Annotated in this window: 21 protein-coding genes; 13 read left to right on the top strand and 8 right to left on the bottom strand. The window is 63.4% G+C overall.

The genetic code is table 11. The features are described from left to right. Positions 1-12: 12 nt before the first annotated feature. The gene (locus HJO_RS17035; RefSeq protein ID WP_035619467.1) at positions 13-1662 is read left to right on the top strand and encodes a flavin-containing monooxygenase; all 1650 of its coding nucleotides are present in this window, start codon (positions 13-15) and stop codon (positions 1660-1662) included. A gap of 4 nt (positions 1663-1666) precedes the next feature. Here the strand turns inward: HJO_RS17035 and HJO_RS17030 are convergent, their stop codons facing one another. Next, complete coding sequence (locus tag HJO_RS17030; protein WP_051618754.1) at positions 1667-2347, bottom strand: hypothetical protein; 681 nt, start codon at positions 2345-2347, stop codon at positions 1667-1669. Between the two features lie 312 nt (positions 2348-2659). On the opposite strand from HJO_RS17030, the gene HJO_RS17025 reads away from it, so the two are divergent. The 3 genes from HJO_RS17025 (at position 2660) to HJO_RS17015 (ending at position 6150) form a co-directional block, all read left to right on the top strand. Continuing rightward, positions 2660-4174: an acetyl-CoA acetyltransferase gene (locus HJO_RS17025; RefSeq protein ID WP_035619440.1), complete on the top strand. Its 1515-nt coding sequence runs from the start codon at positions 2660-2662 to the stop codon at positions 4172-4174. 46 nt (positions 4175-4220) lie between these two features. Next, complete coding sequence (locus tag HJO_RS17020) at positions 4221-5231, top strand: NAD(P)H-dependent glycerol-3-phosphate dehydrogenase (RefSeq protein ID WP_035619438.1); 1011 nt, start codon at positions 4221-4223, stop codon at positions 5229-5231. Between the two features lie 73 nt (positions 5232-5304). Next, entirely contained in the window at positions 5305-6150 is an 846-nt protein-coding gene (locus HJO_RS17015; RefSeq protein ID WP_035619436.1) for a crotonase/enoyl-CoA hydratase family protein, read from the top strand. A 180-nt stretch (positions 6151-6330) separates the two neighbouring features. Here HJO_RS17015 and HJO_RS17010 read toward each other — a convergent pair whose 3' ends face one another. Both HJO_RS17010 and HJO_RS17005 read right to left on the bottom strand, forming a co-directional pair. Further along, positions 6331-6588, bottom strand: coding sequence for a hypothetical protein (locus tag HJO_RS17010; protein ID WP_156945850.1), 258 nt, complete (start codon positions 6586-6588; stop codon positions 6331-6333). Between the two features lie 222 nt (positions 6589-6810). Then, complete coding sequence (locus HJO_RS17005) at positions 6811-7233, bottom strand: hypothetical protein (RefSeq protein ID WP_035619433.1); 423 nt, start codon at positions 7231-7233, stop codon at positions 6811-6813. Positions 7234-7435: 202 nt separating this feature from the next. On the opposite strand from HJO_RS17005, the gene HJO_RS17000 reads away from it, so the two are divergent. Next, the gene (locus HJO_RS17000) at positions 7436-8416 is read left to right on the top strand and encodes a Gfo/Idh/MocA family protein (RefSeq protein WP_035619431.1); all 981 of its coding nucleotides are present in this window, start codon (positions 7436-7438) and stop codon (positions 8414-8416) included. An 11-nt stretch (positions 8417-8427) separates the two neighbouring features. On the opposite strand, the gene HJO_RS18855 is transcribed toward HJO_RS17000, so the two are convergent. The 3 genes from HJO_RS18855 to HJO_RS16985 form a co-directional block, all read right to left on the bottom strand. Further along, a complete protein-coding gene (locus HJO_RS18855; protein ID WP_035619429.1) occupies positions 8428-10029 on the bottom strand; it encodes a DUF4332 domain-containing protein in 1602 nt (533 codons plus the stop codon). 128 nt (positions 10030-10157) lie between these two features. Then, positions 10158-10628 carry a DUF3592 domain-containing protein gene (locus tag HJO_RS16990; protein WP_035619427.1) on the bottom strand — a complete coding sequence of 157 codons (471 nt, stop codon included), beginning with the start codon at positions 10626-10628 and terminating at the stop codon, positions 10158-10160. 89 nt (positions 10629-10717) lie between these two features. Continuing rightward, positions 10718-12058 carry an acyl-CoA dehydrogenase family protein gene (locus HJO_RS16985; protein ID WP_035619425.1) on the bottom strand — a complete coding sequence of 447 codons (1341 nt, stop codon included), beginning with the start codon at positions 12056-12058 and terminating at the stop codon, positions 10718-10720. 271 nt (positions 12059-12329) lie between these two features. On the opposite strand from HJO_RS16985, the gene HJO_RS16980 reads away from it, so the two are divergent. After that, on the top strand, positions 12330-12626 hold the full coding sequence (locus tag HJO_RS16980) for a DUF8200 family protein (RefSeq protein WP_035619424.1): 297 nt from the start codon (positions 12330-12332) through the stop codon (positions 12624-12626). A 76-nt stretch (positions 12627-12702) separates the two neighbouring features. Here HJO_RS16980 and HJO_RS16975 read toward each other — a convergent pair whose 3' ends face one another. Continuing rightward, positions 12703-13098, bottom strand: coding sequence for a VOC family protein (locus HJO_RS16975; RefSeq protein ID WP_035619423.1), 396 nt, complete (start codon positions 13096-13098; stop codon positions 12703-12705). 15 nt (positions 13099-13113) lie between these two features. Continuing rightward, on the bottom strand, positions 13114-13500 hold the full coding sequence (locus tag HJO_RS16970; protein WP_035619420.1) for a DUF302 domain-containing protein: 387 nt from the start codon (positions 13498-13500) through the stop codon (positions 13114-13116). Positions 13501-13662: 162 nt separating this feature from the next. Between HJO_RS16970 and HJO_RS16965 the strand changes: the two genes are divergently transcribed. The 7 genes from HJO_RS16965 to HJO_RS18005 all read left to right on the top strand — a co-directional run bounded on the left by HJO_RS16965 (position 13663) and on the right by HJO_RS18005 (position 20610). After that, positions 13663-14565 (top strand): haloalkane dehalogenase, encoded by a 903-nt coding sequence (locus tag HJO_RS16965; RefSeq protein ID WP_035619418.1) that lies wholly within the window; start codon positions 13663-13665, stop codon positions 14563-14565. 4 nt (positions 14566-14569) lie between these two features. Beyond that, positions 14570-14962, top strand: a complete 393-nt coding sequence (locus HJO_RS16960) for a hypothetical protein (protein WP_035619416.1) — start codon at positions 14570-14572, stop codon at positions 14960-14962. Next, a complete protein-coding gene (locus tag HJO_RS16955) occupies positions 14959-15384 on the top strand; it encodes an NUDIX domain-containing protein (RefSeq protein WP_035619415.1) in 426 nt (141 codons plus the stop codon). The genes HJO_RS16960 and HJO_RS16955 overlap by 4 nt, the downstream gene beginning before the upstream one ends. A gap of 19 nt (positions 15385-15403) precedes the next feature. Further along, positions 15404-16030 (top strand): ElyC/SanA/YdcF family protein, encoded by a 627-nt coding sequence (locus HJO_RS16950; RefSeq protein ID WP_035619412.1) that lies wholly within the window; start codon positions 15404-15406, stop codon positions 16028-16030. Between the two features lie 289 nt (positions 16031-16319). Then, the gene (locus tag HJO_RS16945; RefSeq protein ID WP_035619410.1) at positions 16320-17912 is read left to right on the top strand and encodes a phosphoenolpyruvate carboxykinase; all 1593 of its coding nucleotides are present in this window, start codon (positions 16320-16322) and stop codon (positions 17910-17912) included. A 114-nt stretch (positions 17913-18026) separates the two neighbouring features. Then, positions 18027-19235 carry an acetyl-CoA C-acyltransferase gene (locus tag HJO_RS16940; RefSeq protein ID WP_035619408.1) on the top strand — a complete coding sequence of 403 codons (1209 nt, stop codon included), beginning with the start codon at positions 18027-18029 and terminating at the stop codon, positions 19233-19235. Positions 19236-19431: 196 nt separating this feature from the next. After that, positions 19432-20610 carry an OprO/OprP family phosphate-selective porin gene (locus HJO_RS18005; RefSeq protein WP_051618753.1) on the top strand — a complete coding sequence of 393 codons (1179 nt, stop codon included), beginning with the start codon at positions 19432-19434 and terminating at the stop codon, positions 20608-20610. The last annotated feature ends 175 nt before the right edge of the window (positions 20611-20785 follow it).

The raw sequence follows: 20785 nt of genomic DNA, 5'->3' as shown, positions 1-20785 counted from the left end.
AGGAAACCGGTCATGCCAAAGAGCAGACCCGTCGAGGAGGCCGCAAAGGCCCCGGACATGATAGACGCCGTCATCGTCGGCGCTGGCTTTGCCGGCCTGTACATGCTGCACCGGCTCCGCGCCATGGGCGTGTCGGCGCGCATCTATGAAGCGGGCAGTGATATCGGGGGCACCTGGTTCTGGAACCGGTATCCCGGCGCACGGGTCGACATCGAGAGCCAGGAATATTCGTATTCCTTCTCCGACGAACTGGAATTCGACTGGCAATGGACCGAGCGCTATGCCTCCCAGCCCGAACTCCTGAAATACATCAATCACGTCGCCGACCGGTTCGACCTGCGCCACGACATCCAGCTCGACACCCGCGTGACCGAAGCGGTCTATGACGAGACCCGCGATCGCTGGCGCATTCTGACCGACCGGGGCGAGCGCATCTCGGCGCGCTATTGCGTGATGGCAACCGGCTGCCTCTCGGCCGCCAAGGAACCCGACATTCCGGGAGCAGGCAGCTTCAAGGGCGAAACCTACAGCACGGCAAGCTGGCCGCGCGACGGTGTCGACTTTTCCGGCAAGCGGGTCGGCATCATCGGCACTGGCTCTTCAGGGATCCAGACGATCACGACCATCGCACCCGAGGTCGGCACGCTCACCGTGTTCCAGCGCACGCCGAATTTCAGCGTGCCCGCCCACAACGGACCGATTGATCCCGCTGTCGCTGCCGACTGGAAAGCCAACCGCGACACCTACCGGCAGGAAGAGCGCGAATCCGGCATTGGCATCCGGGCGCTCGATCCCGGCGAGGCCCTGGCGCTGGAGGCATCACCCGAGGAGCGCCGGCGCGTGTACGAAGAGCGCTGGGCCCGCGGCGGTTTCTGCGTTGCCGCCGGTTACGCCGATCTCGGCGTCGACAAGGCCGCCAACGACACCCTCGCCGAATTCGTCGGCGACAAGATCCGCAGCATCGTGAAGGATCCGGAGACGGCCGAGATGCTGGTGCCGAAGACCTACCCGATCGCGTCCAAGCGCCTGTGCGTCGATACCGGCTATTTCGAGGTCTACAACCGGGACAATGTTTCGCTGGTCGACCTCATCGCAACCCCGATCGAGGCGATCACGCCCACCGGTATCCGCACCACCGCGCAGGACCACGAATTCGATGCGATCATTTACGCCATCGGCTTTGACGCGATGACCGGCGCGCTCGACCGGATCGACATTCGCGGCCGTGGCGGTGAACGCCTGCGCGACAAATGGGCGGCCGGGCCGGTCACCTATCTCGGCCTGATGGCGTCGGGCTTCCCGAACCTGTTCATGGTCACCGGGCCGGGCAGCCCGTCAGTGCTGTCCAACATGATGGTGTCCATCGAACAGCATGTCGACTGGATCGCCGACTGCATCGGCCACCTGGGGGATCACCAGCTCACCACGATCGAGGCAACGCCGGAGGCCGAGCAGGCCTGGGTCGCGCATGTCAACGAGATCGCGGACCAGACGCTCTACGTGCAGGCCAATTCCTGGTATCTGGGGGCAAATGTTCCCGGCAAGCCGCGCGTCTTCATGCCCTATCCGGGCGGCGTCGGTGTCTATCGGGAAAAATGCGATGAGGTCGTGGCCAATGCGTATGAAGGCTTTGCCTTGACCGGCGCGACGCAAATGGCCTGATCCGTCAGCGGATGATGCAGACCTTTTCGGACCGGATGAACGGCCGGTTGCAGTCCCAGGCATCGCCGGAACTGTTGAGGTGCGCGTTCACCGGAACGACGACTTCGATGCAGGCGCTTGCCGCTTCCTGGTAACCGCGTTCGCATTTCCAGCCAAAGCCGGTGCTCGACGTGACCAGATAGCCATTCGCGGGCACCACGATCTTGACGCATTCTTCGCCGCTCATCGCGTAGCCGCGTTCACATGCCCAGCCGTCGCCGTAGGAGCTGTTGGTCAGATAACCATGCTTGGGCGGCGTGACCAGGTTGCACGTATCGCTCTCCAACCGGTACCCGCGATCGCAGGCCCAGCGTGTCCCGTAGGAATTGAGGTGGGCATTCGCCGGCACCTTGACCTGAACGCAGGCGCCGCGTTCGGCCGTGAACCCGTAGGAACAATCCCACCCGGTGCCGTAGATTCCGTCGGTCAGGTAGGCATTGGCAGGCAGGACGATCGCCACGCAGCCGGTTCCCTGTTCGCGGAAGCCCTCATTACAGGCCCAGCCGGAGCCGTAGACGCGCGCCGAGGCGTTTGCCGGCGTCGTCGCCACGTTCTCCGCAGACGCGGCAGGCGCGGCGGCTGAAACCATGACAACCGCGGTTGCGGCCGCCATCAGGGCGCGAAGACAGGACAGGACAGACAGCATGAGGGAACTTTCGGTTTTGAAGGAACAGCGCAGCAAATGGATACTGGCCCCAAACCGGACAGGCAGGCCGCTTTGGCCGTAATCTGCGAGAACGTGCGGGGAATACCGGGAATGGCACTTTCACCCTACATATGGGTATCACCGTGGCGCATGTAAGGCGCAAATAACTTTTTGTATTGATTGACCTTATTGCGCACCTTCGGCCCACGCAGCCGTTCCGGGGCCGACCTTCCCCAACGTCCCGTCTCGAAATCCGGATTCGGGCACGCTAGACTCGTCGCGGTACAAGCCAATCGAAACAGGAGCGATCATATGGCCAAGGGAGACATGCCCGTCCTCGTCGGCGTCGGCCAGAGCCTCAGCCAGTGGGACGGAACCGCCGGCCCTGCAGATGCGCCGTCGCCACTCTCCCTCATGACGGATGCATCGCGCGCCGCGCTGGACGATGTCGGTGTGGCAGGCCTCGCAGAGGCCATCGACGCGCTGGCAGTGGTCCGCATCTTCGAAGACTCGATTGGTCGGGCCTCCCACCCTCATGGCCACAATTCGAACCTGCCCGGCACGCTTGCCCGCGATCTCGGCGCCAGGCCGGCGCACCTGATCTACGAAGCGGTCGGCGGGCAGAGCCCACAGGCCCTGGTCAATGAGATGGCCGGCCGCATCCACGCCGGCGAGATCGAATGCGCCCTGATTTCCGGCTCCGAAGCGAACCGGGCCTCTAAGGGCGCCCGCCGCCACGGGGTCGAGATCGACTGGACGGATGGTGACGACGCAACCTTTGAGGATCGCGGCATGGGCCCGATGCTGCTCAGCCGCACGGAGATCAAGCATGGCCTCGTCGCGGCCGCCTATTTCTACGGCCTGTTCGAAAACGCCATCGCCGCCCGCGAGGGGCGGACGCGCAGCCAGCATCGGCGCGCCATGGCCGAACTCTTCCAGCCCTTCTCCGCCATCGCGGCCCGGAACCCGTTCTCGCAATTCCCGGTCGAGCACAGCGTCGACTTTCTCGCGACCGCGTCACGCGAGAATTACGAATACGCCGATCCGTTCCTGAAATGGTTCATCGCGCAGGACGCCGTGAACCAGGGCGCCGCGGCAATCATCATGAGCAGTTCGAAGGCCGATACCCTCGGCGTACCACAGGCAAAGCGCATTTACCTGCAAGGCGGCGGAGAGGCCGGCGACGACCATATTTCCGTACGCCCCCGCCTTGACGGCTCGTGGGCCATGGAGGTCGCCGCGTCGCGGGCGCTGGAACAGGCCGGTGTCTCACCGGCGGACATTCGCCATTTCGATCTCTACTCGTGCTTTCCCTGCGCCGTGTTCTCGTCCACCGCTGCCCTCGGCATCGACTGGAAAACCGATCCCCGCCCCCTCACGCTGACCGGCGGCCTGCCCTTCTTCGGCGGCCCCGGGAACAACTACTCCCTCCACGGAATCGCCGAGATGGTTCACAAGCTGCGCAGCGCGCCGGGCGATCTCGGCCTCGTCCTCGCCAATGGCGGCTGGATGACCAAGGAAGCCGTCGGCATCTACTCGGCGACGGCACCAAAGGCCTTCACGCCCGCCGCACCCGCCGCCAAGGCGAAGGACCAGGTCACCCTGTGCGACACCGATTGCGACGGCACGCTGGAAACATTCACCGTCACGCATGGCCGGGAGGGGCCGGAAAGCGGCATCATCTTCGCCCGCCTCGCCGACGGCCGGCGCGCGCTGGCCCGCGCAACGCCTGCCGCCCTCGCCATCCTGCGCGAAGAGACCAGCCCGGTCGGCCGCAAGGTGGCCATCACCGTCGCGGACGAAGTCGGCACGTTCGATTTCATCTAGGCCGCCCGGACTTGCCCGGAATCACAACATGTCCCAATGTCGCGGCATGACGAAACATTTCCACAGGATAGGCGTGATCGGCGGCGGCGCATGGGGCACGGCCATCGCCCAGATGCTGTGTCGCGAGGGGCAGGCCGTGATCCTGTGGTGCCTCGAGGCCGAGGTCGCCGATGCGATCAATTCGACGCACGAGAACACTGTTTTCCTGCCCGGCGTGCCGCTCAAGCCCGCCCTGCGCGCCACGACCAGCGTCGCCGACCTCTACGACCAGGATGCCCTCTTCGCCGTTGCGCCAGCCCAGCACACCCGCACCACACTGGCCGCACTGAAGGGCCATATCAGCCCCGGCACGCCGGTCGTGCTCTGCTCCAAGGGCATCGAACTTGCCACCGGCAAGTTCATGACCGAGGTGCTGGCCGACGAATTGCCCGAGGCCAGCCCTGCCGTCATGTCCGGCCCGAGCTTTGCCATCGACGTCGCCAAGGGCCTGCCGACCGCCGTGACCCTCGCCGTGAAAGACGAATCCATCGGCGATGAACTGATCGCTGCGATCTCGACCCCCACCTTCCGGCCCTATCTGGCCAGTGACCTGCTCGGCGCGGAAATCGGCGGCGCGGTGAAGAATGTCCTCGCCATCGCCTGCGGCATCACGCTGGGCAAGGGCCTCGGCCGCTCTGCCCATGCCGCCCTCATTGCGCGCGGCAGCGCCGAGATGACACGCCTTGCCCTCGCCCTCGGCGCCGAACGCGAAACCATGGCCGGCCTGTCAGGCCTGGGCGACCTGGTGCTGACCTGCTCGTCGGAAACCTCGCGCAACATGAGCTGCGGCCTGGCGCTTGGGCGCGGCGAAACGCTGGACAGCATCATGGCCGCCCGCAATGCCGTCACCGAAGGCGTCGCCACTGCCCCCGTGCTGCGCCGTCTCGCCAGGCAAAAGGGTGTCGACATGCCGATCTGCGATGCAGTTGCGGCGATCATCGAGGGTGAAATCAGCGTCGACGAGGCAATCACCACCCTCCTGATGCGGCCCAACAGGGCGGAGAGTGTGCTCGTCTAGCGCTTCCCCCGGCGTAACATCTGGCCTGTCCCCCGGCCCGTGCTAGTCTCCGGTCAAATTCAGGAGACGCCCCATGCTGCAGAAAAAATACGAAGCCTTCGCTGTCACGATCGAAGACAAGGTCGCCCACATCCAGATGAATCGCCCCGAGGCGATGAACACGATGAACAAGGCCTTCTGGAACGAACTGCCCGCCATCGTCCGCGACATCGACATGAATGCGCGGGCCCGCTGCATCGTCATCTCCTCGACCGGCAAGCATTTCTCGGCCGGCATGGACCTTGCCGTCTTCGGCTCGGGCGAGGGTGGCGGCAAGGTCGACCGCTACGTCGCCGCCGAGGCATTCCGCTCCAACATCCGCCAGATCCAGTCCTCCTTCAACGCCCTTGAAGAGGCCCGCGTACCGGTCCTCTTCGCCTTGCAGGGCGGCGTCATCGGCGGCGCGATCGACATGGTCACTGCCGGCGACATCCGCTGGTGCACGCAGGACGCCTTCTTCACGATCATGGAAACCAATATCGCCATGACCGCCGATGTCGGCACCTTCCCCCGCCTGCAGCGCTACATCCCCGAAGGCTGGGTCAAGGAAATGGCCTATACCGGCCGGCGCATCGACGCTGCCAAGGCCAAGGAGATCGGCCTCGTCAACGACATCTTCGAGACGCATGATGCGTGCGTGGCCCACGTGCTGGAAACTGCACGCGAGATCGCCTCCAAGGACCCGCTCACCGTCACCGGCTGCAAGACGCTGATCAACTATGGCCGTGACCACAACACAGCCGACACGCTGGACTATATCGGCGTCTGGAACGCCGCCATGATCCCGCCACCGCACATGCAGGAAGCCTTCGCCGCCCGCGCCGAAAAGCGCGCCGCGGAATTCCCCGACCTGCTGAAACTGCGTGACACACCGATGTAATGATCGTCTGTACGGGGCGGAAATGATCGCGATCGCCTGTTCGGCACCTATTACCTGCCGGAAGCCTGGCCGGAAGCCTGGCCGGAAGCCTGGCCGGAGTCCTACGGTGTCGTGCATGGCGAGCCGCCCAAGAGCCTGGTCCAGCAGCAGCTCCACCCGTTCAGCGGCAGCTGAACCGACTCAGGCGCTGACGATCCGGTAGACGGCTGTCGCGTTCATCACGGTCTGGTCACCGCACATCGCCGAGCCGCCCGAAAACAGGATCGTCCGGGTCTTGCGGTCCACGCGCGGGGAAAATACCGGCACGCCCGTCACGTCGGCGCCGGTGACATCGATGGTCACGGAGACAAGCTCGACCGTGTCCGGCGCGCAACGGGCCTCGGCATCCGCGCGAATCGCCGCCATCAGGTCCAGCGCCAGTCGTTCATCCGCCCGCATTCCGCTTTCCGTCCGCATCTGTAACCCTCGCATGACCTGTTCGCCCCGCTGTAGCCACGCCAGCCCATAAAGAAAAGGGCCAAGCCTGCCGCGAAAGCGTCACAGGCGGGCGGCCCGGTCGGCGGCGGATGCCACGGCTTGCGGCTGGCGGGAATGTCGCAAAACAAAAAAAGCCGCCCGTGAAGGGCGGCCGGGTTGCGCTTGCGTGCAGCGCGATTGGTGTCAGGCAGCCTTGGCGGCGCGGATTTCGGCGTCGAGGTCCGAACCGATCAGGTCGCCGAGATGACCGAAGCCGGTCATGCCATAGGTCTCTTCCATGAAAGTCGAAATCGACGGCAACAGGTGCCCGATCGCCTTGTGGTCGAGTCCAATCTTGTGCAGCGCGCCGATCATGCCCTGGGCAACAACACGCTTGCCGCCGGGCGTCTGCTCGATCAGGCGGGCGATGATGCCGGTAGCGGCGCCGATCTCCGACCCCGTGCGGGCAGCGAGGGCACGCGCGCCGGGAATGGTCTTGAACATCGCCAGTGCGAAGGGTGAATCCTGTCGCTCAGCTGAATTCAAGACAATTCCCAGCGCGGTCTTGGCCGTCTGTTCCGGGAGTCCATTGATTTTAGCGATGTGCGCAATGAGATCATTCAGCATTAGCGTGGCACTCCTAGGATTAATGGCTCCGGAACCCCCATTAACCTCCCACATGCTTTCTCCTTCGTTACCGCCACCCCGCTTTCGCAGTCGATTTCAGGAAAGAGCGTTAAGCGCCGTTAGGGTGGGGTAAACAGGCGGGCCGTTTTCGTTTACTCCCTGTCCACAGGTCGGGCCAGGTCGCCCGCAGTCAGGAGTCTTCATGATCAGGATCGGCCTGCTCGGCGCAGCAAAGATCGCCCCGCCCGCATTGCTCACCCCGGTGTCCCGCCGCGATGACTGCACGGTCGTCGCCGTCGCTGCCCGCGACCCCGGTCGTGCGGCGGCCTACGCGGCCGCGCACGGCATCCCGGAGACGGCAGCCGATTATGACGCCCTCCTCGCACGCGACGACATCGACCTCATCTACAATGCGCTGCCACCGCACCGGCACGCCGACCTCTCCATCGCCGCGCTCCAGGCCGGCAAGGCCGTGCTCTGCGAGAAACCCTTCGCGATGAATGCGGCCGAAGCCGCGCGCATGGTCGAGGCAGCCGGCGCCGCGGGCCGCCTCCTGATCGAAGCCTTCCACTACCGTTTCCATCCCGCATTCCAGCGTGTCTTCGACATCGTCCGTGGCGGCGACCTCGGGCAGGTCACCCGGATCGAGGCGGCGTTCGATGTTGCAATTCCCTATCGGCCCGGCGAGCTGCGCCACACGCTGGACGTTGGCGGCGGCGCGCTGATGGACCTTGGCTGCTACCCGGTCCACTGGGTACGCACCCTGGCTGGCGCGGAGCCGGAGGTCGTGTCCGCGACCGCCCATTGCGACCGACCGGGAGTCGACACGATAACCGAGGCGGAATTCAGCTTTCCGGGGGGCGTGACGGGGCACATAGCGACCAACATGGCGCCGGGCACGGATTTCAAGGCATGGATCCGTGTCGAAGGCTCGCGCGGGCGCCTCGAGATCAGGAACCCGATCCATCCCCACCGCGGCCACGCCATCACCACTCATGTAGACGGCACCGACCACACCCTTACCGTCCCCGGCGAAACCACTTACGACCACCAGCTCGCCCATGTCATGGACGTGCTGGCGGGGCGCACCACGGCGCTCACTGGCGGCACTGACGCGGTTGGAAACATGATGGCGATTGACGCAATCTACCGGGCCGCAGGCCTGCAGCCGCGCGGGCTCTGACGCCCGTGGTGTCAGGCCTTGCTGGCCTGCGCCATGTCGATCCAGCCCTCGACCTCATCCTCGGCAAAGACGGCGTCGTCCCACAGGACGCGGTCGCCTTCCGGCGTCGCCAGGAAGTCCATCGCCGACAGGAACACATCCCGCGCCGAAGACTCCGCCAGGTCGTCCGCTGACCGTATGCCGGCACCAACCAGGATCTGCGCATCGTGCACCCGCAGGCCCGGCACATCCATCATCAGCCGTGCCTGGTCCTGCCAGTCGGCGAGCTTGTCGGCGTCGATATGGGCCACGTCGAGATAGAAGGCCGTCTCGTGCGGATCACAGTCGAGCAGGTCGCCGACCCGTGTCAGGCCCGCCTTGCCCAGCCGCCGGGCAGTCTTCCGCCCGATCGACGGTGCATCGACAATCGGGGATTCCCGCGTCAGCCGCCCCTGCCCGAATTCGGAGTCCACGACATTCGACTCCGCCGGTGGCGGCGTTTCGGCAATGACGGGTTCGGGCGCGGGCTTGGGTGCCGGTGCAGGCTTGGGCGCGGGCGCCGCAACAGGCTGCGGCTTGGCCTTGGTCTCGGCTTTTGGTTTCGCTTCCGCTTTCGGCTTGGGCTTGGCCGCTACGACCTCCGCTTCAGGCGCAGCCGTGGCTTCGTCCCGGGCCACGTGGGCCGTACCGATGCGTTTCAGTTCCTGCTTGTCGAGCACTTTCAGCGGTACCCGCAGCACCTGGCTCGCATGCAGTTTGCGGATCGCCTTGTCGTCGGCCGGCAGCGAGCGGATCACTTTCCCGGTCTTGCTGAATTCCGCATACATGCGCGCCACCTGGCGCCGGTCGCCGGCATCGGCCAGCTTCCTCGAAATGTACCGGAGCGGAATATCCAGCGTCTCGATATAGCCCTGGATCGTGAGGTTCACCTTGGGCGGCGCAACAGCCGCTTCGGCAATCGCCCGCGACATCAGCGTGCCAAGGCCGGCCGTGGCATAGGCGACAAGGTCGGCGATGATGTCGAGCAGCGTGTCGTCGAGCCCTGCGGGCGGGTCCTTCACGCCGGCATCGAGATTATAGTGCGCGATGAAGGTCTGGTAGTGCGGGTGCGAGCGCTCGGCGCCTGCGCGCACCATGTCAGAGACGAATCCCGGCCCGTCGCCCGCTGCGATGTCAGGATACCCATTGGCGGCAATACGCTCGGCAATCGTGTCGTGCGATTTCGCGATGCTCCACTCGACTGCACGGTGGATGGCGCCTTCTTCTTCCGTCTGGCCAGTATGGAAAGGCTGCAGCGGATCGGCATAGTAGTGGCTCAGAACGCCCAGCGCATAAGCCGCCTCGCTCCATTTCTTCCTCGCCAGCAGGTCGACGGCTTTGGCATACCATTCGGTCGCCTTGCCGCGCGCGCCACCCCACTCGCCCTCCGAGATGTGGAGGACGTGATTGCGGAAATCCTTGAATGTCGTGTCCGGCGCCTTGGCACCCTTCAGCAGGTGTTCGTGATGCACCAGGAACAGCGACTTCCAGCTATCGGCCTCGTCGCCTTCGATCAGGTCCAGCGCATTGAACGCGATATGATGGTGCGTCGACGTGCACCGGTGCGCACGGATCACCCTTTCAAGCAGGGACATATCGCGGCCTCCGGACAATTAATGAAACCAGTCGGAATATTTACCTTCCAGGGTTACCGCCGGATTAACTGCACCGTGCTGGCGTCAAGAAACTGCGATTGATGCTGATTTCAGGCAGTAACGCGCCTTCAACCGGCCGCTTCGCGCGCATTCCGGCGGCGGCGGAAAATGACAAAAGCGACGAGCCAGATGAAGAAGGTCAGCGCGGGTGTCAGCATCACTGCGACCACCACGGCCGCTTCCCGCCCACCATCAGGGCTAAGCGACGTCGTGCCGGGAGACTTCACGTTGGCGTAGAGAGTGAGGTCACGCCCCTGCGGCCAGTTTTCGAGTTCGGCAACCGACAGATCTCGGTCTGTGTTGGTGAAGACATCCTTTTGGGTATCGTAGGTTCGACCGGACATTTCATAGGTCGCCTCAACGCGAACCGCCCACTCGGGAACACCATTCCGGACACTCTCGATGCGCGTCGATTGCACAGTCGCCTGCACGGCATGCCAGTCAGCCGGAAACAGCGCCGCAACCAGGCTACCCACAAGGATCATCGCAGTCAGGAGCACCACCAGCCCAAGGCCGGCTTGCTTCAGGCGTTTCAACATCGTCTTGCCGTCCCCTTGCCAGCATGCGTTTGCCGGACCGGCGCCAACGGTATCACAAAATCCCGGGGCCGCCAGATGGGTGGCTACGCTTACCTGACGGCGAAGTCTGTCGGCTCGGCGCTCTTGCCCCTGGCGTCTTTCTCGCCCTTGGCCTGGCCATGTTTCTGCGCGCCCATGAAGCCGAACAGGTGGCCGGCCACCTTGCGCATCTGGATCTCTTCGGAGCCCTCGGTGATGCGATAGCGGCGATGGTGGCGGTAGATATGCTCGAACGGCGTATGGCGTGAATAGCCCATGCCGCCATGAATCTGCATCGCCCGGTCGGCGGCGTTACAGCACAGCCGGTTTGCCCGGTAATTGCACATCGACACCTTGTCCGACAGCTTGATCGCGACATCAGGCTTCGACATCTGGTCCATTTCCCATGCTGTCTTGAAGATCAGCAAACGAAGCATTTCGGCTTCCGACGCCAGTTCCACGATGGGGAACTGGATCGCCTGGTTGACTGACAATTTCTTGCCGAACGGCGCGCGCGTGTTGGCATAGTCTATCGACTGATCGATGCAGAACAGCGCCGCCCCGACAGAGCTGGCGGCCTGACGAATGCGGTTCTCGTGCACGAAGTGCTGCGCAAGGGCGAGGCCGCCTTCGGGCGGGCCGAACACGGCGCTGTCGGGCACCCACACATCCTTGATGGTCAGGCGCGGGTGATCGGTCGGCATGTTGAACGTCCACATGTATTCGACAATCTCGATACCCGGGTCGTCGGCCGGCACGAGCAGGCAGGTAATGCCGCGCGCGTCGCCGTCCTCGCCGCTGGTACGGGCAAAGCACATCATGTGGGTGGCATGGTGCATGCCGGTGATCCACATCTTCTCGCCATTGATCAGCCAGCCATCCTGGCCGTCCTTCTTGTGGCGCACGGCGCGGGTTTCCATGTGCGTTGCATCAGAACCGTGGTCCGGCTCGGTCAGGCCGAAGGTCGCGCGGAACTTGCCTTCCAGGGCGGCTGTCGCGAGGTGCTTCTGATCCTCGCGGGCAAAGTCGCGCAGCATCAGTATCTGCGGATAGTTGGCGACGATGGAGTGTTCGTTCTGCAGGTCATTGTGCAGGCCAAGGCCCTTGCGTGCGAGATGTTCGCGGATGATCGCCATGGCCAGGTTCGACCCGTTCTGGCCGCCATATTCCTTGGGAAGGCCAAACCGGAAATGCCCGGCCTCGTCAGCCAGCCGTTTCGCCTTGCCCAGAAGCTCTTCCCATTCCTTGCGCGGCAGGCCCTGGTTCTCGAAGTCGGTCCGCGCCCATTCGCGCCGGTGGTCGAAAAAGCGGATATTGTCATCCTGCTGCTCGAGCGGCTTGATCTTGTCCTCGATGAACTGGTCGAGCACGACAAGGTAGTCGGCGATATCCTGCGGAATATTGAAGTCCATAGCGTCTCTCTCCCGGTATCATTCTGCTTTTGCGCCATCTTACCCTGCCTTGCGGGTGGGGCAATTTGTGCCGTGGCGGCAACTGCTTGAACGAGTCATATTGCGCTGCCGGACGCTTGAAATCTCCGCCGCAGAACTTTCACCAGAATCTGGACACTGAACGCTTGACCAACTATTCAGCGTTTGGTAGTCATTCGCATGAGGGGGTCAATTTCCCCTTCTCCACCGCGTTGTACGCTCACATCAAACCCCGAACGAAAGGCACCCTCCCATGCTCCGTTCAGCCATCCTTGGCGCCGCCGCCCTGGCGCTTTCCGCCCCTGCGATCGCAGGCACCTTTGTTTTCGAAACAGCCAACCCCGTTTCCGACCGCCACGTCATCGCTGAAAGCGTTGTCTGGACTTGTGAAGACACCAAGTGCTTTGGCGAACTCGACCGCAAGAAAGCCTCCGTCCGCATCTGCAAGAAGATCGCGAAGGAAGTCGGTGTCATCACCGCGCTTCGCAACGACAAGTCGGAACTGACTGCAGACGAACTGGAAGCCTGCCGCTCGGCTGCCAAGAGCTAGACCTTCCCTGACTGAAAAGTCTCTCCTCGGGCCGCCACGGGAAACCGGGCGGCCGCTTTTTGCCTGAAGCGCCGCTTCAATCTTCAGCCGGCTCGACCGGCTGCCAGAGTTCGACCTTGCGCCCGTCAGGATCCATCACCCAGGCAAAATGCCCGTAGCTTTCCCGCATGGGCTCGCCTTCCATCGCACAGCCCTCCACCTCGATCCGTGCGATCATGCCGTCGAGGTCGTCGACCATCAGGTTCATCATGAAATCGCTGTCGGACGGCTTGAAATAGTCGCTCTCGGCCTTGAACGGCGCCCAGATTGTCTGTGCGCCCTTGGGAAAGATCGCAGCCGCGGCGCCATGGTTGAAACTGCTGCCGCCATAATCGTCGATATTGATCCCCAGCACCCGGCCATACCAGGCGCGCGTCGCATCAACGTCCTTGCACAGAAAAAACAGCCCACCCAGGCCGATGACTTTTGCCATTGATATCCCTCCTCTTCAGATAGCTGCGATGGCGTCGGCGAGCAGGTCCCGCACGTCGCCAGCGACACGTTTGAGTTCATTATTGTCGATCGCCTGCATCGACGCTACCGGATCGACCGCACTCACTTCGACATTGTCGCCCACCTGCCGCAGGATGACATTGCACGGCAGCATCGCGCCGACACGCGGCTCTATCCCGATGGCACGATAAGCCATTTCCGGGTTGCAGGCCCCGAGTATCCGATACGGCGCCATCTCGACACCCAGCTTCTTTTTCATCGTCGCGCTGACATCGATCTCGGTCAGCACACCAAATCCCTTTCCCGCCAGGGCTTGTCGCGTGCGCTGGTCGACCGCGTCAAAGGCGGCGCCCGCGATGGTCCGGTTGAGCGTGTAAGCCATCGTGTTCTCCAATCGAGTGTCTCTGGTTCTGGCTGAACCCCGCGTCCGTCACCCTAGCACATTCACCCGGCAGGATCAGGACATGGATCAAAAATGCCGCCCTGTTGGCATTCACCACTGCCTAACGCATGGTACATGCAAAGACAGACCAGAGGATACCCAATGCCGCTCGACGCCAAACGCACGCCCGACGCCCGCTTCGACAACCTGCCGGGCTACGCTTATGCCCCGCATTATGTCGACGACCTGCCCGGCTATGAAGGCCTGCGCGTCCACTATGTCGACGAAGGGCCCCAGGACGCCGTGCGCACCTATCTCTGCCTGCATGGCCAGCCGTCATGGGCCTATCTCTATCGCAAGATGATCCCGGTCTTTCTCGACAGCGGCGCGCGCGTTATCGCGCCGGACTGGCTCGGCTTCGGCCGCTCGGACAAGCCGGTCGACGACGCCGTCTACACTTTCAGCTTCCACCGCAACATGATGCTCGAACTGATCCGGAAGCTGGACCTGAAGCAGGTCACCTTGGTCTGCCAGGATTGGGGCGGGTTGCTCGGCCTCACCATTCCGATGGAGATGCCAGAGCGGTTCGAGCGCCTGATCGTGATGAACACGGCCATCGCCACCGGCCAGTCGCCGGGCGACGGTTTCAACCAGTGGAAGGCATACAATCGCAGCCAACCGGACATGGACATTGCCGGCCTGATGAAGCGCGGCACGCCAATCCTGTCGGATGCGGAAGCGGCCGCCTATGCCGCGCCCTTCCCGGACGTGACCTACAAGGCGGGCGTGCGACGCTTTCCGGAACTCGTCATGGTCGAACCCGGCATGGACGGCGTCGACATCTCGAAACGCGCCGCCGAATGGTGGTCGAAGGACTGGTCCGGCGACACGTTCATGGCAGTCGGCGCCCAGGACCCGGTGCTCGGCCCGAACCAGATGGAACACCTGCGCAAGACGATCCGCAACTGCCCGGAACCGATGATCGTCGCGGACGGCGGGCATTTCGTTCAGGAGTGGGGCGAACCGATTGCCACGGCGGCGCTGAAAGCCTTCGGGGAATTATAGGGCGATGCTCGAGCTGTTTTCCGCATTCGACGCCGAGGTCGCCACCCAACCGCAATGGATCCAGGTCTGGCTGAAAATCCTGGTTGGCGTGCTCGCGCTTTCGGTCCCCTTCAGCTTTGTCCGTATCGAGGCGCGATGGACACTGCTGGGCCTCGTCCTGGGCGTGGCAGGTGTGATGTCGCTCTACAGCCAGTTCGGCTACAGCCGCGTCCTCGGGTTCGGCCACATCATCCCGTGGACGCCGCTGGTTGCCTACCTTCTGCTCCGCCGCGCGCACTGGCGGGTGCGCGAGACATGGGCCGGCAAGTGGATCGTCACGGCCGTGAGCGTGCTGCTCATCTCGCTCGCCTTCGACTATGTCGACGTGATCCGCTGGCTGGCGGGAGACCGCGCATGACCGACAGGCCCGAAGCCGGCTGCGGTGCCGCGATTTTTGACGAGTCAGGCCGCCTCTTGCTGATCCAGCGGCTGCGCGAGCCTGAAGCCGGTGCCTGGGGCCTGCCGGGCGGCAAGATCGATTTCGGTGAACCAGCCCGCGAGACGGCCCGGCGCGAGGTCGCAGAAGAACTCGGCATCGAAATCGCCATCACCGGCCTGGCCTGCATGTCCGAAATCATCGATGGCGGAGACGGACGCCACTGGGTGTCACCGATTTTCTTCGGGCGGGTCGTTTCGGGCACACCCCGGCTGATGGAGCCTGAAAAACATGGAGGTTTTGGCTGGTACGCGCTCGACGCCCTGCCCGCCCCGCTGACCAGCCCGACACGGGCACTGCTCGCAACTGTGAAAACCGCACCCACACTCTCGTCCGACGCCTGAATTCTGTTATTGGAATTTCATGAAACGCGCTCGAATCCTGCTTGTCCGGCTGCTGGTTGCCGACCTTGTTGCCACGCTTGTCTTCTTCGGCCTGACCCGGTTTCAGGACCAGACCAGCAGCATCGAAGGCGGCGCCGGAATCGTTTTCTATTCCGACTCCGCCGAAGAGGCCGATTCACGCATCGACAAGGGCATCGCCCTGCTCGAAGCCGGCAAGGTCGACCGTCTCTTCATGGTCGGCGGCCACCGTCCGCAGGAAGGAATCGTCGGCAGCCAGGACATGGCGCTGGCGGCGATCCGGCGGTCCGGCCAGGGCGCGCGGATCAGCGCCGACGTCACCTCGCGCGATACGATATCGGGCCTTCGCAGCCTGCACGAACAGCGCGCGCTCGCCGATGCCAGCCAGCTCGTGTTCATTTCCAACTGCATGCACCTTTTGCGCGCGAAGACGATCTATCACTCGCTGTCGCATGGCGGTCCCAGGGCCCGGTCGGCCTGCGCCAGGGTTAGCCGGAATCCGGTCGATATCTGGAAGCGCGCCCACTATGAGGCAGGCGCATGGGTCGTGTACATCCTGCCGGAAAGCTGGCGGAACACTGTGCTCGACCGTCTGCGTGGCGGGCCACAGGGCGATTCTGCGCCCTAGCCGCAAGAGCGTTCCCGAGGCCGCAAGCCGGACTCAAACAGGCCCCTGACGGCACAATTCTCACGGCCCCTCGCCGCGCCGCCCGCCACAACCCGGAATGGTACCGTTATCATGCATCGTGGTGCTTGACGGGTGCGTTCATATTCAGTCTCTCAGCCGGGTGGCAGACCCAATTGTGCGTTGTCGGCGCAACAATCCGGTGGGCACGAATGTTGCAGAATTTTCTGCCGGGCCGGCTGTACAGATCACATGGCTCAGCGAACATCGTAGAGAATGACGGGGAATAATAATGAGCGATACCGTAGCAATCCTTGCAGAACTTGGAATCAGGCCGAAGTCGATCCGGAAGAACTGGAACGAGCCGCTGCTCTACGAAACGTCTGTAGCGAATGGGGAATCCCGCGTTGCAAACGGCGGCGCCCTGGTCGTCGAAACGGGCCAGCACACCGGTCGCTCTGCCAAGGACAAGTTCACGGTTCGCGATGCCACCACCGAAAACACCGTCTGGTGGGACAATAACGCCGCGATGACGCCTGCCCACTTCGATACGCTGCTCGGCGATTTCAAAGCGCACCTGGAAAAACAGGATGTGTTCGTACAGGAACTATTTGGCGGCGCGGATCTCGACCATCGTCTTCCGGTAACCGTGGTCAACGAGTTCGCCTGGCAGTCCCTCTTCATCCGCCACCTCCTGCGCATTCCCACCGACACCGAATACGCCGCGTTCAAATCAGAATTCACCATCATCAACTGCCCCAGCTTCCGCGCCGATCCGGCGCGCCACGGCACCCGCTCCGAGACCGTCATCGCCGTGAACTTTGCCAAACGCATGGTCCTGATCGGCGGCACGTCCTATGCCGGCGAGACCAAGAAATCGGTCTTCACTGCCCTCAACTATTACCTGCCGACCAAGGGCGTCATGCCGATGCACTGTTCGGTCAACACGTCCGAGAAAAACGACGCGGCGATCTTCTTTGGCCTGTCGGGCACCGGCAAGACGACCCTGTCGGCCGATGCCAGCCGCATCCTGATCGGCGACGACGAGCATGGCTGGTCGGAAAACGGCCTCTTCAACTTCGAAGGCGGCTGCTACGCCAAGATGATCAAGCTGTCGCCCGAAGCCGAGCCTGAGATTTACGCCACCACAAGGCAGTGGGGCACAGTGCTCGAAAACGTCGTGATGGACCCGCTCACGCGCGAGCTGGACCTTGACGACGGCACGCTCGCCGAGAATTCACGTGGCGCCTACCCGATTTCCGCCATCCCCAACGCATCGCTGTCCGGCCGCTGCGGCCAGCCGCAGAACCTGATCATGCTGACGGCAGACGCGTTCGGCGTCATGCCGCCCATCGCCAAGCTGACTCCGGCACAGGCCATGTACCATTTCCTCTCCGGCTACACGGCCAAGGTCGCCGGAACCGAGAAAGGCGTCACCGAACCGACTGCCACTTTCTCGACCTGCTTTGGCGGTCCGTTCATGCCGCGCCATCCATCCGAATACGGAAACCTGCTGCGCGACTTCATTGGCAAGTATGATGTCGACTGCTGGCTGGTGTCGACCGGCTGGACCGGCGGCCCGTACGGCCAGGGCAACCGTATGCCGATCAAGGCAACGCGCGCCCTGCTCAACGCCGCCCTCGACGGGTCGCTCAACAAGGCAACCTTCCGCAAGGACGAGACATTCGGATTCCTCGTGCCGACCGCCGTGCCCGGCGTCGACGCGAAAATCCTCGATCCGCGGTCAACCTGGGCCGATCCGGTCGCCTATGACAAGCAGGCGGCCAAGCTTGCCGACATGTTCGTGGCAAACTTTGCCAAGTTCGAGACCTATGTCGATGAAACGGTCCGGGCCAGCGCCCCAAAAGCGAAGACTCCTGCCTGAGGCTGCGATTTCTTGACCTTGACGTTAAGGGAAGGCTGGCGCCAGGGGCGTCAGCCCGTTAGTGTGCGCCGCAACATCGCAAAAACGTCGCATATTCTCTGGAGGACTTTCTAAATGCGTGAAGCAGTCATCGTATCCACCGCACGGACCGGCATGGGCAAATCCAGCCGTGGTTCGCTCAATGACACACATGGCATCACCCTCGCCGGCCACGCCATCAAGCACGCCCTCGAGCGCGCTGGCGTCGAAGCTGCTGCCGTCGAAGATGTCTTCCTCGGTTCGGCGCAACCCGAAGGCGCGACAGGTCACAACGTCGCCCGCAACGCTGCGCTGTGGGCCGGTTGCCCGTCCACGACGTCCGGCGCCACCATCAACCGTTTCTGCTCGTCGGGCCTCCAAGCCATCGCGAATGCCTCGCACACGATCATGAATGAAGGCGCTTCGGTCACGATCGGCGGCGGCGTGGAAAGCCTCTCGCTGGTGTCGCGCTCGGGTCACATGAACCTGCACCGCTACACCGAAGAAGAACTGATGAAAAAATGGCCTGCGATCTGGATGTCCATGATCGAAACGGCTGAGATCGTGGCTGACCGCTATGGCGTGTCGCGCGAAGACCAGGACCGTTACTCCGCCGAAAGCCAGCGCCGCACCGCCGAATTCCAGAAAAAAGGCTACATGGCCGAGGAAATCGCCCCCCTGAAGACCCGCATGAAACTGGTCAACAAGGAAACCGGCGAAGAAACCTACCAGGACGTCGTCTGCGACAAGGACGAATGCAACCGCCCCGGCACGACTTACGAAACGCTGGCTGGCCTGAAGCCCGTCTTCTCCGGCGGCATGGTCGTCAAGCAAGGCAAATATGTCACCGCGGGTAACGCGTCGCAGCTCTCTGACGGTGCTGCAGCCGTGGTGGTCATGGAAGCCAAGGAAGCTGCCAAGCGTGGTATCGAACCGCTCGGCCGTTTCGCCGGCTTCAACGTCGCCGGTTGCGATCCGGACGAAATGGGCATCGGTCCTGTCTTCGCCATCCCGCGCCTGCTCGAGCGTCACGGCCTGACGGTTGACGACATCGATCTCTGGGAACTCAACGAAGCGTTCGCTTCGCAGTGCCTCTACAGCCGCGACCGTCTCGGCATTGATCCCGAGAAATACAACGTCAATGGCGGCTCGATCTCGATCGGTCACCCGTTCGGCATGACCGGCGCACGCTGCACCGGCTCCATCCTGCTCGAAGGCAAGCGCCGTGGCGCCAAGTGGGGCGTCGTCTCCATGTGCATCGGTGGCGGCATGGGTGCTGCCGGCCTGTTCGAAATCTACAGCTAGGCCCGTTTCATAGCCGCCATCAGCGGCGCAGGAATGCCCCGGCCCTCGCAGGACCGGGGCATTTTTTTGCCCGCAAACCGGCGTACCGGTTCACGTAGCCTGTGTGACGATTTTACGAATTCGTCACATAAATGCGGCTCGAACGTCACAAAACCTACCTACAGCCCACGCTCAGCATCCAGACAGGAGAATCGCGTTGCATCAGTTCAGCATTTTCGGTGGCACCTCGGCGCTCTTGCTGGTCGCACTGCTTCCCGCCCTCCCCGCATCGGCCGACACCCCCTGGGACCTCAAGCTGTCGGGCCGTGTCCTTTATGACTATACGCAGGCCGATGCCGATACGGCGGCATTCGACGTGGACGAGGCCGAGCTGCGCAGCGCCCGTCTCGCAGTGTCCGGCAAGACGGGGATCGTATCCTTCAAGGTGGAACTGGAAACCGACGAAGCCGGCGACATTGCCGCCACTGACGCCTATGCAGACCTTGCCCCCAAGGGGACATCCTGGAAATTCCGTGTCGGCCAGTTCAAGACGCCGAACTCGCTAGAAGAGCAAACGTCCGGTCGCTTCACCACCTTCGCGGAACGCGCCGCCTTCACGGACGCTTTCGAATTCGATCGCCGCGTCGGTATTGCCGCCCACACGAAGGGCCAGGCCTGGACATTCATGGCCGGCGCCTTCGGCGGCAACCTGAACGACACACCCGGAAATGAAGGCTTTGCACTCGCCGCGCGCGGCACCTACACACCGATCCACACCGACGCCCTGATCGTCCACCTCGGCACGTCTGTCCGCTACCGCGAAAAGGGCGACGACCAGGCGAACCTGCGCTATCGCCAGCGCCCGTTCGCACACATTCCGGGCCGCATGATCTCGACCGGCTCGGTCGGGGAATCGGACACGCTGCTGGGGATCGAGGGCGCCGTGCTGCGCGGCCCGCTCTGGCTCAGTTCGGAATACGCCACCCTCACCTCCGATCTCGCTGCCGGCGGCGACGCGACCTTTGGCGGCGGCAGCATCGAGGCAGGCTATGTCTTCGGGGGGGAACGTACCTACAGGGGCGGCAAGTTCGACCGGCCGAAAGTCGACCAGCCAGTCACCGAGGGCGGTTATGGTGCCCTCGCCGTTTCGGCCGCCTTTGACACGCTCGACCTCAGCGATTCCGGCGTCGACGGCGGTTCGATGGATACTGTGCGGCTCGGCCTGTCCTGGTATCCGACATCGAAAACCCGCATCGGCCTCAGCCTGTTCCAGTCGGACGGTGATCTCGGCACATCGACGTCCGGGCTCGACCCCGCCTTTGCCGACGCCGTCCGGGCCGGTGTCCGCAGCGACCAGGTGACCGGCTTTACACTCCGCCTGCAGGCCGATTTCTAGGCCCGGCACCAGGCGCCCCCACGCCATCGACGCCCCCGCCGGCAAGGCATCGGCAGGGCCGCCCCAAATAATTGTGAACAATCAACCTGCCGGTTCATGGCTCGCCCCGCTTGAATGCAGGCCATCTGGTCCCCTAATATACGGGAAAGGCCCGCGCCCCTTGAATCGCGCAATG

Source organism: Hyphomonas johnsonii MHS-2, assembly GCF_000685275.1.
Lineage (GTDB): Bacteria > Pseudomonadota > Alphaproteobacteria > Caulobacterales > Hyphomonadaceae > Hyphomonas > Hyphomonas johnsonii.
This window is presented reverse-complemented; position numbering and strand designations above follow the sequence as displayed.

What these genes read in the sequence shown, in the direction of transcription:
- HJO_RS17035 (WP_035619467.1), top strand. Translation starts at nt 13, where the DNA reads ATGCCAAAGAGCAGACCCGTCGAGGAGGCCGCAAAGGCCCCGGACATG.
- HJO_RS17030 (WP_051618754.1), bottom strand. Translation starts at nt 2,347, where the DNA reads ATGCTGTCTGTCCTGTCCTGTCTTCGCGCCCTGATGGCGGCCGCAACC.
- HJO_RS17025 (WP_035619440.1), top strand. Translation starts at nt 2,660, where the DNA reads ATGGCCAAGGGAGACATGCCCGTCCTCGTCGGCGTCGGCCAGAGCCTC.
- HJO_RS17020 (WP_035619438.1), top strand. Translation starts at nt 4,221, where the DNA reads ATGACGAAACATTTCCACAGGATAGGCGTGATCGGCGGCGGCGCATGG.
- HJO_RS17015 (WP_035619436.1), top strand. Translation starts at nt 5,305, where the DNA reads ATGCTGCAGAAAAAATACGAAGCCTTCGCTGTCACGATCGAAGACAAG.
- HJO_RS17010 (WP_156945850.1), bottom strand. Translation starts at nt 6,588, where the DNA reads ATGCGGGCGGATGAACGACTGGCGCTGGACCTGATGGCGGCGATTCGC.
- HJO_RS17005 (WP_035619433.1), bottom strand. Translation starts at nt 7,233, where the DNA reads ATGCTGAATGATCTCATTGCGCACATCGCTAAAATCAATGGACTCCCG.
- HJO_RS17000 (WP_035619431.1), top strand. Translation starts at nt 7,436, where the DNA reads ATGATCAGGATCGGCCTGCTCGGCGCAGCAAAGATCGCCCCGCCCGCA.
- HJO_RS18855 (WP_035619429.1), bottom strand. Translation starts at nt 10,029, where the DNA reads ATGTCCCTGCTTGAAAGGGTGATCCGTGCGCACCGGTGCACGTCGACG.
- HJO_RS16990 (WP_035619427.1), bottom strand. Translation starts at nt 10,628, where the DNA reads ATGTTGAAACGCCTGAAGCAAGCCGGCCTTGGGCTGGTGGTGCTCCTG.
- HJO_RS16985 (WP_035619425.1), bottom strand. Translation starts at nt 12,058, where the DNA reads ATGGACTTCAATATTCCGCAGGATATCGCCGACTACCTTGTCGTGCTC.
- HJO_RS16980 (WP_035619424.1), top strand. Translation starts at nt 12,330, where the DNA reads ATGCTCCGTTCAGCCATCCTTGGCGCCGCCGCCCTGGCGCTTTCCGCC.
- HJO_RS16975 (WP_035619423.1), bottom strand. Translation starts at nt 13,098, where the DNA reads ATGGCAAAAGTCATCGGCCTGGGTGGGCTGTTTTTTCTGTGCAAGGAC.
- HJO_RS16970 (WP_035619420.1), bottom strand. Translation starts at nt 13,500, where the DNA reads ATGGCTTACACGCTCAACCGGACCATCGCGGGCGCCGCCTTTGACGCG.
- HJO_RS16965 (WP_035619418.1), top strand. Translation starts at nt 13,663, where the DNA reads ATGCCGCTCGACGCCAAACGCACGCCCGACGCCCGCTTCGACAACCTG.
- HJO_RS16960 (WP_035619416.1), top strand. Translation starts at nt 14,570, where the DNA reads ATGCTCGAGCTGTTTTCCGCATTCGACGCCGAGGTCGCCACCCAACCG.
- HJO_RS16955 (WP_035619415.1), top strand. Translation starts at nt 14,959, where the DNA reads ATGACCGACAGGCCCGAAGCCGGCTGCGGTGCCGCGATTTTTGACGAG.
- HJO_RS16950 (WP_035619412.1), top strand. Translation starts at nt 15,404, where the DNA reads ATGAAACGCGCTCGAATCCTGCTTGTCCGGCTGCTGGTTGCCGACCTT.
- HJO_RS16945 (WP_035619410.1), top strand. Translation starts at nt 16,320, where the DNA reads ATGAGCGATACCGTAGCAATCCTTGCAGAACTTGGAATCAGGCCGAAG.
- HJO_RS16940 (WP_035619408.1), top strand. Translation starts at nt 18,027, where the DNA reads ATGCGTGAAGCAGTCATCGTATCCACCGCACGGACCGGCATGGGCAAA.